Source organism: Flavobacterium enshiense, assembly GCF_040750275.1.
In the GTDB taxonomy this organism is placed as follows: domain Bacteria; phylum Bacteroidota; class Bacteroidia; order Flavobacteriales; family Flavobacteriaceae; genus Flavobacterium; species Flavobacterium enshiense_B.
Map to the genome: position 1 here is coordinate 1 of NZ_JBDOCV010000023.1, position 14,690 is coordinate 14,690.

The 14,690-nt window shown below is 42.3% G+C and carries 8 protein-coding genes; 1 reads left to right on the forward strand and 7 read right to left on the reverse strand.

Annotated elements, in window-relative coordinates; translation table 11 throughout:
* Positions 1-8,810 (reverse strand): choice-of-anchor J domain-containing protein (locus ABGT15_RS14550; RefSeq protein ID WP_367232189.1); only part of this gene is annotated, 8,810 nt, incomplete at its 3' end.
* A 186-nt stretch (positions 8,811-8,996) separates the two neighbouring features.
* Here ABGT15_RS14550 and hflX point away from each other — a divergent pair.
* A complete protein-coding gene (gene hflX, locus ABGT15_RS14555; protein WP_367232190.1) occupies positions 8,997-10,226 on the forward strand; it encodes a GTPase HflX in 1,230 nt (409 codons plus the stop codon).
* A gap of 36 nt (positions 10,227-10,262) precedes the next feature.
* Here hflX and ABGT15_RS14560 read toward each other — a convergent pair whose 3' ends face one another.
* From ABGT15_RS14560 to ABGT15_RS14585, 6 genes are all read right to left on the reverse strand, one after another.
* Positions 10,263-11,219 carry a DUF3078 domain-containing protein gene (locus ABGT15_RS14560; RefSeq protein ID WP_367232191.1) on the reverse strand — a complete coding sequence of 319 codons (957 nt, stop codon included), beginning with the start codon at positions 11,217-11,219 and terminating at the stop codon, positions 10,263-10,265.
* 70 nt (positions 11,220-11,289) lie between these two features.
* A complete protein-coding gene (locus tag ABGT15_RS14565; RefSeq protein ID WP_367232192.1) occupies positions 11,290-11,793 on the reverse strand; it encodes a DUF2480 family protein in 504 nt (167 codons plus the stop codon).
* A gap of 70 nt (positions 11,794-11,863) precedes the next feature.
* On the reverse strand, positions 11,864-12,187 hold the full coding sequence (locus ABGT15_RS14570) for an SUF system Fe-S cluster assembly protein (RefSeq protein ID WP_367232193.1): 324 nt from the start codon (positions 12,185-12,187) through the stop codon (positions 11,864-11,866).
* Between the two features lie 42 nt (positions 12,188-12,229).
* Positions 12,230-12,649, reverse strand: a complete 420-nt coding sequence (locus ABGT15_RS14575) for a SufE family protein (RefSeq protein ID WP_367232194.1) — start codon at positions 12,647-12,649, stop codon at positions 12,230-12,232.
* A gap of 5 nt (positions 12,650-12,654) precedes the next feature.
* A complete protein-coding gene (locus ABGT15_RS14580; RefSeq protein WP_367232195.1) occupies positions 12,655-13,149 on the reverse strand; it encodes a hypothetical protein in 495 nt (164 codons plus the stop codon).
* A 12-nt stretch (positions 13,150-13,161) separates the two neighbouring features.
* Positions 13,162-14,376: an aminotransferase class V-fold PLP-dependent enzyme gene (locus ABGT15_RS14585; RefSeq protein WP_367232197.1), complete on the reverse strand. Its 1,215-nt coding sequence runs from the start codon at positions 14,374-14,376 to the stop codon at positions 13,162-13,164.
* Positions 14,377-14,690 lie beyond the last annotated feature (314 nt).

The following is a 14,690-nucleotide window of genomic DNA, read 5'->3' on the forward strand; positions in this document are numbered from 1 at the left end:
GCTCCGTAGCGGTTGAAGATGTTCACCTTACGAACGCCTAAGCCCTCAAGATCCCAACTGTCATTCAATCCGTCGTTGTTTGGTGAAATACCTTTAGGAATTAAACACGTTTCAGGAGTAATGGACTCACTATAGGTGATTGTACAACCTTCTTGAGACATAATTACAACTTGGTAAGTACCCGCTGCAGTAGCTGTTACTGACTGAGTATTACCTGTGAATCCGTTAGGACCGGTCCAAGAATAAGTAGCATCCGCAGGATTGAAAGTATCCGAAACTGAAATAGCAGTTAACGTATAATTTAATCCGATACATTCTCCGGTAATATCTGCTTCAAGCTCATTCAATACCGTAATAGTAACCGACTCTGATAAAGTCTGTGTACATGACGTAGCAACTAAAGTAACAGACTCTAATACGTAAGTACTGTTAGAAGTTAATACTGGTGTTGGTAAAGTAGCCATTCCCGTACCATCTAAAGTAATGGTTTGAGTTGCTCCATCTACAGAATAAGTAATTTCAGCATTTGGTGTACCGGTGAAAGTAATTGTAGTAGTTCCTTCATAACAAATTGTTGTTGCTCCAGAAGAAATACTAGCTGTTGGTAACGGATTAACCTCAATAGTGCCCGTTGCCGTAACAACACCACATCCACCACTAGTAGTAACGGTATAATTAAAAGTACCCGACTGAGTTGGTGTACCAGTGATGGTAACTACCCCTGATGCGTAAGCACCACTAACACCCGTTGGTAAACCAGTTACAGTAGCGCCGGTAGCATTACTTACTGCATATGTTATATCAACAACAGCTTCGTTCTGACATACTGTTTGAGTATCAGTACCTGCCGCAGAGCTCAAGCTCATAGTAACTAAAGGTGCTATTGTTATTGTAGTAGAAGCTACAACCGCCGGACATCCTGCCGCAGCTGGTATAGTATACTCTACAGTATAAGTACCTACAGTACTATTATTGATATCTACCTCACCTGTTGCAGGGTTGATAACTAATCCTGCACCTGAAGGGTTAGTGTCATAAGTACCACCCGTAGTTCCGCTGAATGTAACTGCAGCAACGCCACTGTTTTCACAATATGGTGAAGCATCGTAACTAATCATAGCCACTGGAAGCTCCGTAATGGTAACAGCGAATGTACTTTGTCCCATAGGACCACATACTGTAGCAGCAACTGTATACGTCACAGTATAAGTCCCCGGAGTACTGTTTGCCATATCGATTTCACCTGTTGCAGCATCGACTGTCAATCCAGGATCGGCAGTAAACACCCCTCCTGTTGTAAATCCAGCTACCCCTACAGGTGATTGATTTGCACTGTCTGAACATACTGGAGTAGTATAACTGAATCCTGTAACCGGTGTTGAGGACGGAAGTATCGTGATTTCCGCAGTTGCAACAACTTCTGGACAGTTCATTGTGGCAGCAATTGTATAGCTTACGGTATAAGTACCTGCTGCACTTGTATTCAAATCAACAGTACCGTTAGTATCAATTGATAGGCCAGTACTTGGCACTGCGCTGTAGACACCTCCTGTAGAACCTGCGAAAGTAACCGTTGCCGATCCTGTTCCGGAACAATATGGTGAAGCTGCATAGCTAATAGAAGCCGTTGGCTGAACAACTGGGTTGATAACAACAGCTGTTGCTGGAGAAATACAACCAGGATTCGCCATATTCTGAACCACCACATTATATGTGGTACCCGGAACTAAAACATTCGTAGTAGTTGGGTCTGGGAACGTTGGACTTGTCTGCCATGTTGTTCCGTTATCAATACTATATTGGAAACTCATCATTAATGGTGTATAACTTCCCAAGTTCGTATAATCTTCTGGATCAATAGCATTCCAATCTGCGGCGCTCCATGTAGTACTTGGTGCTGCAGCGGTTTGCAATCTACGGTATACATATCCTGGTTGACCAGACGGCGTAAATACGGTTCCATCCGGAGTCCCCCATACATCAATGATTGCTTGTGAACCAGAACTGGTTGTTAAATGAATTCTATCATCAATATTAACCCCTGTACAAGTTGTTACCGTTTGATTAGGAACTACTCCCACAATATTAGCATCCGCGCTCACTTTAACAACATGCGTAGCACCGTTTGCCAATGTCCCTACTAAAGTAAAGTCGCAAGAAGGAGCACCCATAGTAGTATAAAATTTCAATTTATAGTTCGACAGGTTAACAGTAACACCTGTACCGTTATAAATTTCCACATAACTCAATGAACCAGAATCAGCATCCGTAACTTCAGAAATGAATAAGTTCGTGTACGGAATCGGTCCGTTTACTGGTGAACTAACCGTGAACGATGCATTATTAGTACATGTTGGCTGAATAATATTTGCTGCCGGCACTACAGGGGCTTGAGGCGCACCTGGAATTGGAGCAAAGGTATAATCTTCCGAAGAAACACATCCCGTAGTAAGATCTCTAACCGTAAACGTATATGTCATTTGAGCCTGTAAGCCCGTAAACTCGTTTGACGCTTGATAGTTCACTCCGTTATCGATACTATATTCATAGTTACCGATTGGAGAAACATGTATGATACCACCTGTTGTGTTGGTACACGTTGGTGAAGCAAATAATTGCGGGTCAACTACTGGAAGTGCATTAATATTTACTACAAACGACTGCGTAGTTTCACAATCCGTTTTTACTTTTACGGAATAAGTACCAATCATACCATTAACCGGAACCTCCAAGGAAGGTGTAACAGTTGTTGCAATGGTATTATCTGGCAACGTCCACTCGTAGAAAGCATCTGCCAAGTTAAAGTTTCCTGGTTGAACGGTTACCGTAGTTGTAGTACCCTGACAAACACTAATTGGGCTGTTTGCTGGATTCAACGTAAACGCTGGTACATGGTTACCAAAAGTCAAGATAAATGACTTGATAACAGTACATCCCGCATTACTCGTGATGTTCATCCAAATGGTCTGACCATCTGTGCCCACAAAAGCTTGAGGATTGGTAATTTCAGTACCATCCGCATCCGCAATTGCAGCAGCTTCTGTCAAATAGAATTCTACATCATAGTTGGCCGCTGTTGAATTGGACAACACATAATCTTCGTTTAATGTTAAATCGAAAACCGGGCTGGCATCTGTAGAACAAGCACTTAATTCAAGTGGATCTAAAGTTGGCAATTCTTCGGTTACGATGATATCAATATCACTGCTGATTACCACGTTTGAACCATCACAAACGGTATAAGTTGCCTGAGCTGTTACAGTGGTATCATCCGTTACGTTAACAATTACGTTAGCATTTGTTCCGATAACGACACCGTTCTGAATCCATTCTAAAGCTACTGGTGCCGGTGCGTTTGGAGAGAATCTCCAAGCTTCGTTAGTAGCAGACCACGGACCAGTATTTCTACCTGCTGGTGTATACGCTACAGTACCTGCTGCATTTTGAATACCAATAACCCCTGCTCCTTGTTGCCAAGTAGTACAAGGCACGCGACGGTTTACATAAACTTCAATAATGTTTGAAATTTCATAAATTACGATCTGAGTTGTCTGAGGTCCGGTAGCCAACCCACAAGAGAACTGATTGATTTCGTTAAAGTTTACTACCAAAGCTCTACAAGGGTAATTCCCTAATACCTGGTAGTTAATAGTTGTATTTGGTCCCGGATCTTCACTTGGATCGGTATCCTGATACACGCCATAGATAGCATTCTTGATTGGGAATCCTGTGTTCGGAATCGTTGTACTGAATGCCCAAGGACAATAAGTTGTTGCATCCGGAATACCGAAAGCTACTACTCCATTCGAACCAACTCTTGCTGTTGAATAAGAGTTTCCGAAGAAACAGAAGTTGAACGGTAAGTTCACTACTCCAGACCAAATATCATCTGTAGTAATATTCATCTGTGTACCACCCGTGAATGGGAATGGTGGGCTATATGGAATTGTAGATACTTCATAAGATGTTGTTGCACCGATACCGAAATATGATGCTGACAATTCCACGTTCTGACCTGTAGTTCCAGGGCACAATAATACTTGATTATTAACAATATCCACACCTACTCCAACTACATCAACGTTCGCACAACCAGGAGGTGCATATACTGAGAACACATATGGTCCAACCCACTCGCTTGAATCGGTCGATCCACAAACTGCCTGTACCCAATATTCATAGAACACTCCGTGTGTTGCAGTATATGTATAGGAAGGCGTGTTGTTAACCGTAACACCAGGTCCTGTTGGAGTTCCAGCACCCTGAGCTTGAATCACAACTTGCCATTGTGTTTCTGTTCCGCCCGGTGTCCAGGAAAGTGTAATTTCCGGAGAACCTGTTTGTCCAGATGTTATCAAGTTATATGGCTCAGGACACGTTGGGATTCTCAAACTGATATTATCAACGGCTGCCGGTGGCTGCGTTCCTGCACTGGTGTCATTTCTCCACTCAAAAACAAGACGCATAATTTGTCCGGAATAAGGCACTCCAGATATTTCATACGTTTGGGTTCTCCATGTAGCACTTTGGTTAAGGTTAGCCGAAATTTGCTGACCACCACTTGCTGCAGTAATCTGAGTTCCTGCTACCGGTATGAAAGAAGCCGGTACAGACCATACTCTTAAATAATCGAAAGAAGATTCACCCACACCTTTCCAATCAAAGGCCAAGTCCATAATGTTGGTTCCAGTCGGGATGAAGATATCTCTATAGGCATGAGCCACCGTTCCGGCAGATACTGTGTACGCATTGTTTGCACCGTTGTTATTACTAATGTACAATGCTTGAGCACCTCCGTTACTTGTAGCAGTTCCAACAGCCCATTTATTGGTTTGGGTACCGTTGGTAAATGTCATTTGTGTACCGCTCTCAAAATCTTCCACATAATTCAATACGGCAGGAATCTGAGTTGTAGTAAATGTTACCGGTCCAGTCCAAGTACTTTGCTCGGAAGCGTTACAGTATGCTCGTACATAAAATTCGTATTGTGTAGAAGGGTTTAAACCTTGAACCGTGAATGGGTTTGTATTGGCAACAATAATGGTACTTGCACCTGTTGGTACACCAGAACCTGGCGCCTGAACTACAATTTCCCATTGCGTTTCATTAAATCCTGGAGTCCATGACAAAGTCGCAGAATCCTGGTTTACACTAAGAACAGTCGGAGTTGTCGGATTAGGACATGGAGGAATGTCTTCCACAATAACATTGTCAATATACAATCTCCAACCATCAAGACCTCCCGCCGGTACGTGCCATGCAAGGTTCACGTTACCGGAATATGGTGTACCTGTTCCGTCTACAAGATTTACAATACGCTCGACATAGGTTATATTACCATAGCTGGCTAAAGGAATTAATGTTTGTGTAAAGTTAGCCGTAGCAACTCCTGTAGTAGAAATCATTACTCTGAAATCATTCGGTTCTCCCGCCGATTGCACCCTGTAATGGAACTTCAATCGTTTTGCACCCGGTGTTGCACTTAAGTTCAATGTTGGTGAAATTAACCAATCATCGTTAGCACCCGCATTTCCATCGGTAAGAATTATAGCAGACTGGTTTCCTTCAAAAGGATTCGTTGCATAATCCATGTTCCAAGTATCGCCATCTGCATTGGAGTTGGTTACAGTCCAACATTGTTGCGTGGCAGAAGTCGAGTTAAAGCCTTCATAGAAAGGCACATTTAATATCGTACACTGTGTGAAGAAAGTAGACGGTCCAGACCATGTACTTGCGTCACCAGGTCCACAAACCGCTCTCACATAATATTCGTACATCGTTGCAGGGTTCAAACCTGGTACCGTGAACGGATTGGTTCCTGCAGGAATAATAGTACTTGCCCCTGTAGGCTGACCCGATCCCGGTGCCTGAACTACAATCTCCCATTGTGTTTCAGTACCACCCGCAGTCCATTGCAACGTAGCTTCGGTTTGAGTTGTACTTACGGTTGTAAGTGCTGTCGGCGCCGGACAAGTAATAACCGTAACATTTACGTTATCGATAGCAGCCGGTGGTTGTGTACCTCCACTCCCGTCATTTCTCCATTCGAAAACAAGTCTAACGTTTTGACCGGCAAAAGCTGCTGCGTTCCAAACAATATTTCTTCTCGGCCATGTTGTTGCACCACCTAAATTAATATTTCCACCGGCAATATTGATTCGGTCTGCCGCTGCAGTAATCTGTGTTCCTGCTGTTGGTATAAACGTAGTCGGAACAACCCATACTCGGAAATAATCGAAGGTGGATTCTCCTTGCGCTCTCCAATCGAAAGCTACATTGATCTGGTTAACTGCTGCCGGAATGGTAAGATCACGGTATGTCTGTGCCACAGAAGTAGTAGTGATCGTATAGGCATTAGCCACCCCGTTATTGTTGGAGATGTACATTGAACGTGTACCGCCATTGCTCGCAGCAGTACCAGCAAACCATTTGTTGGTTTGGGTTCCGTTTACCGTATCCCAGTCGAAATTCCCTTCAAACGTATCCGCAAACGGAAGCGTTGCCGGAACCTGAGGTGTTCTGAATGTAACAGGTCCAATCCAAATACTTGACGTAGCACCACAGTTAGCCAATACATATACATCATAAGTAGTGGAACTGTTAAGCGGTGTAGCATTGTAGGTTGGCGTAGTGGTTACGGTAACCCCTTCAGTTGGTAAAGTTGGTGCCGGTAAGCCTGAAGCTTGCACCAATACCTGCCAAGAAGTCTCTGTATTACCAGCAATCCAGTTAACGGTTGCCGAGTTCGCGGTAACTCCTGATACTGTCAAAGCAGTTGGCTCAGGACACGCCGGCATGTCTTCAATAATTACCTGATCGATGTAGATTCTGGAACCGTTCGCTCCAGGTGCCACATACCAACCGATATTTACGTTTCCGCTAAAGGCTGATAAATTGACAATTCGTTCTACATACGTTACATTACTATAGGAAGTAGGAGCAATCAAAACCGAAGTCATATCGGAAGGAGACGCTCCATTGGTGGAAAGTCTCACCTCAAAAGTACACGGAGACGTTGCCGACTCTACTCTGTATCTGAATTTCAAACGCTGGTTACCGTTAAGCCCTGTAATTTGAGGCGAAATCAACCAATCATTATTAGCAACAGAACTGGCAACAATACTCGCCGATTGATTTCCTTCAAACGGGTTGGTAGCGTAGTCCATGTTCCATGCATTAGCATCTGCATTTATATTTAGTACTGTCCAACAGGCTTGCGAAGTAGACGTACTGTTAAATCCTTCCGTGAAAGGAATCGGGAATGCATTACATAAAGTTCTGAACTGGAAAGGACCAGCCCAAGCACTATACGTTCCGCCACCACAATCTACTCTTACGTAGAACTCATAGTTTGTATTAGCAGTCAATCCCGTTATAGCTGCTGAAGTTGCAGTTGTTGGTGTACCCGCTCCTGTAGGCAATCCTGTACCGGCAGGCTGGAAAACATATTCCCAAGCCGTTGCACCACTTGGGTTACCCCATGTTAAAGTAGCTCCGGTTTGCGAAATACCTGATGCCCCCAAGCTGTTTGGTGGAGGACAGGCAACCTGTTGAATGGTTAAAGTGTACGGAAACGTTTGTGGTGTTCCCGAACTTGAGATAACAATAAAATAGGTTGTTCCCGCAGTAACTGAGAAAAACGGTATGTTTCTAACACCACCACCGGTATTAGCTACACCCGCCAAACAGATACTTCCCACATCTGCACAACTTCCATACACAAAAATACCGGTATTGTTTCCGGTTGGTGTCATCGAAATGTCAACAACTCCTGTAAAAGAAGGAGTAAAAGAATAGAAAACATCGTTTCCGTTTAAATAGTTTCCGGTGATCCCACAAGAGGCTCCCGGGCTACCATCTACCACATCACCGTACAATCCGGTGTTGCTGGTATTGGAATATGGCAATGCCCCAACCACGATTGGTCCGGCGCAGTTTTGTCCTAAAGGTGTTGTAATAAATACAAAAGGCCCCGCCCAGTTACTCTTATTGTTTGTAGCACAAACCGAACGCACATAATAAGAATACTGTGTTCCTGGTATTAACCCCATAAGAGTATAAGGCTTAGTAGACGTGGTCACATCTGCTACCCCATCCGGATTTAACGGACTTGCTGCAAAATCAATCTCCCAAGTCGTTGCCGGTCCTGGACTGTTCCAATCCAAAGTCGCTTGATTAGCACTAATAGCATATGCTGTCAGCGTCAAGGGATCCTGACATTGTTGGGCTACGTTTACATCATCAATCAACCATCGGTCTCCCGACGCCGTTCCTCCTGTTTGCGTGTGTACCTTAACAAAAGCTACATAAATCTGCTGCCCTGCAGTATAGGTAGGCGTAAGGTTTTTGATGATTTCGCCATACTCATTGTAAGCGTTAGATCCACCAAAGGCCATATCGCCTTCCAATTGAGCTTCTGTCCACTGCTGGATCGTCGTAAAACTTGACTGATCCGTTTGAGAAGTTGTGGATACCCTTAATTGGTATAAGGATCCACTATCGCCCGAAAGCGTCATTTTGGTCCAGAAGCGCAACTGACCGTTAGTAGGCACCGTAAATTGCGGTGAAACCAACCAGTTCTCAGCAGTAACTCCGGTCCCAATGTTTGCTCTGCCCGCAATAGCATGCTGCGAACCTGAGTTTGTTGGCAAGAATAATGTACTGGAAGTGGTCCAATCCTGAGCCGCTCCAAAACCATTATTCATAACCCTCCATGTCGCGGGAATACCCGTATCAAAACTTTCCGGAAATTGAGCATAGCCCAGAAAGGATAATAACGACATGAAAATTACGAGAGTAATTTTTTTCATAATTAATATTTAGGTTTGTTGTATGTTTAATTCCCAAAGTTAAAATTTTTTTAAAGATATCTTAATGATGGTCGATAAAATTCACAAAAAACTCGCTGTTTGTTTCAATTTTTTTTAAAAATTAGCAATTAGAAGAAACTTATCCCTAATTATTAATTGATTATTTTTGCAATTCAAATTACGATAATGTTAGAAAAGACAAACCATAACTTTGAAAAAACGGCAATCATAGGAATTGTTACGCAACAGCAAAACGAGGACAAACTCAACGAATATTTGGATGAGCTTGAATTTTTGACGTATACGGCCGGAGGCGAAGTGGTGAAACGGTTTTTCCAGAAAATGGACAAACCCAACCCCAAAACCTTTGTAGGGACGGGTAAATTAGAGGAGATAAAATACTACATTAAAGATAATGACGTAAACACTGTGATCTTTGATGATGAACTTACGCCTGCACAACAAAAAAATATTACGCGGGAACTGGACTGTAAAGTCTTGGATCGAACCAACCTTATCCTGGATATTTTTGCCCAACGCGCGGAAACTTCGTATGCGCGAACACAGGTAGAACTGGCACAATGTCAATACCTATTGCCACGACTAACCGGTATGTGGACGCACTTGGAACGCCAACGAGGCGGTATCGGAATGCGTGGTCCTGGGGAAACCGAAATCGAAACCGACCGTCGTATTGTTCGCGACCGCATCGCCTTACTGAAAGACAAAATCAAAACCATCGACAAACAAATGGCCGTACAACGCAGCAATCGCGGGGCCATGGTTCGCGTTGCCTTAGTCGGTTATACCAACGTAGGCAAATCCACTTTAATGAATGCCATCGGTAAAAGTGATGTGTTTGTGGAAAACAAATTATTTGCAACGCTGGACACAACGGTCAGAAAGGTTGTCATTAAAAACCTGCCTTTTTTATTATCGGACACGGTTGGATTCATCCGCAAATTACCTACACAATTGGTGGAATCTTTTAAAAGCACGTTAGATGAAGTACGGGAAGCTGATTTGCTCCTGCACGTGGTCGACATTTCCCATCCCGATTTTGAAGATCATATCGAATCGGTGAATCAGATTTTACAGGACATAAAAAGCGCCGATAAACCTACTATTATGGTATTCAACAAAATTGACGCTTACAAACACTTACCCCTTTCGGAAGATGATATAACCACGGAAAAAACAACCAAACACTATTCCTTAGAAGATTGGAAAAAAACCTGGATGTCCAAAGTGGGGGCCAATCATACCTTATTCATTTCCGCAACAGACAAACTAAATTTTGAAGAATTCCGTGAGAAGGCATACGAAGCGGTACGTGAAATACATATCACGCGGTTTCCTTACAATAAATTCTTATATCCCGATTACAAAGACGCTGTCGAAAAAGAAGAAGACTAAAAAAAATCCCAACCTTAGCGTTGGGATTTTAAGTTATCAGAATCCGTAATTGACACCCAATCCGAAAACCTCCCGGATCTGGAACGCGCCCACGGCATTATCATCATAAATGGCCTGAAAAGCGAAGTTGGTGGAAATATATTTATTGATTTTCATCACGACATTCAACTGATAATCAATATCAATATTTTGAGGCTTTTCCAGATAGTTGGCATAGAGATTCAAAATGTTTTCCATCGAGATATTCTCCATAATACTCAATTTGTAATACGCATTTAAGGCCGCACCAAATTCAAAACGCATGGTTTCCCCTTGGTCTACCCCAAAAGCAGATCCGAAATCGGTAAAATGCTTGTGAATGAATATAAAACGGGAAGTCGCCGGAGCAATATTTACTTTCAGATTATCAGATTTTTTCCAAAGCATCCCGGGTCCCGCCTGCAAATACGCCGGTGAAAAGAAATGCGAAATTTTCACATCTCTTTCCCCTATCAGATCATCAGAAGGATCCAAGGGTGTCCCATTATCATTAATTGTGTATTTTTCTTTTTTAAATCCGGAATCCATCTGAGTTTTAAGATTCAGAAACGCGGAATAATACCAATACGCTTCCCCTGCTCTTCTCCCCAGGATAGATGTAAACTCAAAGCGATCATCAGATTTGGTAATATCCTGATCCTTAAGCTTTGTAAGTCCGTAAGCGGTGAAAATCTTGTTATCCCAGACTAAAATGGATGATTTGTAGTTGAAATCATAGTTTAAGGTGGTGTTTCCGGCAATGCTTGAGGTACCGCCGCCTCTCCAATCGTAGTTAAATGCAGACTGGTTGAATAAAAAGATCAAATTTCCCGTCTTCTTCCACCCCATACCAAGTGTATCATGGGTTTTGGCCGCCGCTTTGGCTGTTTTTTCAATGATTTCTTTTTCTGTGTTTTGCGCCTTAGCTACAGAAACTCCTAAAATGCTAAGGACAATTAGAGTCATTTTTCTCATATCCAGAATTTTACGTTATTACAAAATAACAAAATCCAATAAGAAAAAGCGCATAAAAATCGGTAAACGGTTATTTTCTCTTATAAAGTGGCACCGAAGAACAGGCTTCACCAAACATAATACTTTTAGCAAAAGGCATCAGCTGTTGCATCGCCAGCACATAAGCTTCCTGTGGAACCGGTTTATTGGAACAACCTTTAAGAATTACGGGTTTGTCTTTAAAATCGGAATAGTCAAGTTGGCTTAACGTCTCCTGATACAAAGAAAGCAATAGTTCTTTCTTAGATCCGTTAACCGTTTTCAGGGCATACGGTTGCAAATAAACCGCTACCAAAGCATACGCCCAGGCTGGCAATATTGCCTCTTCGGAACAAAACAAAGCAATATAACGATCCTTATAAATTGTCCAGTCATGGATTTTTAACTGCTCCCGGAATTCGGTTTCTTTCAAGATAAAACCACCGAAAAGCCATTGCGAAATATCCAATTCCACAACAGGCTGCTTGGGAAAATAATCCTCTAAATCGAATACCTGTAAAGCGCTGTTGGCAACTCTGTTTACAATTTCATCCATTTTTATAGTCACAGTCGCAGTTTTCAGTTGCAGTAAATTTACCTACCACTACTGAAAACCGTTTACTGAATTATAGCATTCCTAATTCTAATTTTGCTTCTTCGCTCATCAAATCCTTGCTCCAGGGCGGATCGAAGGTAATCTCTACTTCACAGGATTTCACGGCATCGATGGATTTGATTTTTTCCTCTACTTCCTGTGGCAGGGTTTCGGCTACCGGACAGTTTGGAGAGGTTAAGGTCATCAGGATTTTTACCTCGTTGTCTTCGTTAATCATAACGTCGTAAATTAATCCTAATTCGTAAATATCTACAGGGATTTCCGGATCGTAAATGCCTTTTAAAACTTTTACTACGTCTTCTCCTAAATTGATGGTATCGTTATATTCTTCCATTTTTATTGTCATTGCGAGTTCGCGAAGCAATCTCTTTTTATATTAATTCTTAGCCTGAAAAGCCAAGGCGTACATTTTTATCTGTTTAATCATTGATACCAATCCGTTGGCACGGGTAGGCGACAAATGCTCTTTCAGCCCTATTTCATCAATAAATGCCGTATCGGCTTCCAAAATTGCTTTCGGGGTCTGATTGGAAAAGGCGCGGACTAAAATTGCAATGATTCCTTTGGTTAAAATGGCATCGCTGTCTGCTGTGAAAACGATACTTCCGTTATGTTCTTCTGCATGTACCCATACCTTCGACTGACACCCTTTAATGATGTTGTCTTCGGTTTTGTAACGCTCATCGATTAACGGAAGGCTTCTGCCCAATTCAATGATGTATTCGTAACGCTGCATCCAGTCGTCAAACATTGAAAATTCGTCTACAATTTCTTCCTGTATTGCTTTAATGGTCATTTTTATTATTGTGTTTTTTCAGCCAAAGCTACAATCTTGTTTACCAGTTTTTCAATTTCCACCGGAGGATATCCATGATCAAAACCGTTCGCCGGATATTTTTCACCTCCGGAAACAAACGTAATGTTTGCATGGGGCGCTCCGTCGTAGTAACGCTTTTCCGTTGGCCATTTCAAATCTTTAACGGTTTTCAGATTAACGGATTTTGCCAAAGTTTCCAACTCTTTCCAATCGGCATCATTAACCGGTACAGCATCCGCCTTTTGGGCATCCCTGTTTCGTGAAATGTATAACTGCTTGTTTTCCACCTTTACGGTAAGAAAAAAACCTCTTGAAACGGCTTCGTATTCGATCACGGGCATTCCATTTTGTTGTTTAGAGCCTGCTTCGGCAGATGTTGTATTTTCAGCTGTGGCATTTGATTTTTCAGCTGCTGTTTTCTGACAATTACACCCTGTTAGTGTTACTACTGTCAACGTCAAAAGAGTTATTAGTTTCATACTTTCCCATGTTTAAGTTAACATCATCTGCGCTTTTTTTACCGCTTCCACAAAGGTATCAATTTCTTCCTTGGTATTATAAAACGCGAAACTCGCGCGTATTGTTCCCGGAATGTTGAAATAATTCATGATAGGTTGTGCACAATGATGACCGGTCCTAACCGCTACTCCTAACTTATCGATAATTGTGCCAATATCGTACGGATGGATCCCTTCAATATTAAAAGAGATTACCGAAGCCTTGTTATCACTGGTTCCGTAGATTTTTAAATTTTCAATCTCCAACAACCGCCCGGTAGCATAATCCAGTAATTCCTGTTCGTATTTTGCAATGTTGTCGAACCCGATACCATTCAGATAGTCGATGGCAGTTCCTAGGACAATTCCGGCTTCAATATTTGGCGTTCCGGCTTCAAACTTATGTGGCAATTCGGCATACGTGGTCTTCTCGAAAGTTACTTCTTTGATCATTTCACCTCCTCCCTGATAGGGCGGCAATGCGTTTAACCAACTTTCTTTTCCATATAGAATTCCAACACCGGTAGGTCCGCATACTTTATGACCGGAAAACACATAAAAATCGCAATCCAAATCCTGAACATCCGGACGTAGGTGCGGCGTAGCCTGAGCTCCATCGATTAAAACCGCAGCACCAACTTCATGCGCTTTTTTTATAATCTGTTTGATTGGGTTAATCGTCCCCAGAGCATTGGAAATATGGTTGACGGCAACGATTTTGGTTTTATCGGAAAGCAGTTTTTCAAAAGCCTCCATGATCAATTCGCCTTTGTCATTCATGGGAATAACCACCAACGTTGCCCCTGTTTTCTCACACAAAAACTGCCAAGGCACTATATTACTGTGATGCTCCAAGGCGGAAACCATTACTTCATCTCCTTCCTTCACAAATTTCACAAAACCATTGGCTACCAAATTTATTCCTGCAGTAGTACCGGAAGTAAAAATAATTTCGTGGTTGTGTTTCGCGTTTACATGATTTTGAATCGTATCGCGTGCCTGCTCATAGGCATCCGTAGCCAACTGACTGAGTGTATGCACCCCGCGATGGATGTTCGCATTGATCTCGCTGTAATATTGGGCAATCGTATCGATAACCACCTGAGGTTTCTGAGCTGTGGCACCGTTATCAAAATAAACCAGTGGTTTTCCGTTTACGGTTTGGGACAATATTGGGAATTGTGCTCTTACTTTCTGAACATCAAACATTTTGTAACTTCTAATTTTTGCAAATTTACGGCTTGTTTATTTAAAACTAGTATAAATAAATGATAAAAAAACAGTCTCTCTTCGCATCACTTCAAAAAGACATACCTGAAGACCCCTTTTTTAATGATGATCGTAAAAGAAATTTAAAATAGTAAGCCATTTCTTTATCCATAAAAAAAGCACCCGTTATGGGTGCTTTTTGTTTGCTATGTGATACGGTTTATTTCTTCACAATTAAGAATTCCGAACGACGGTTCTTCGCGTGCTCTTCCTCGCTGCAGTCTGTACACTGCACCTTAGGCTCGCTCTCCCCG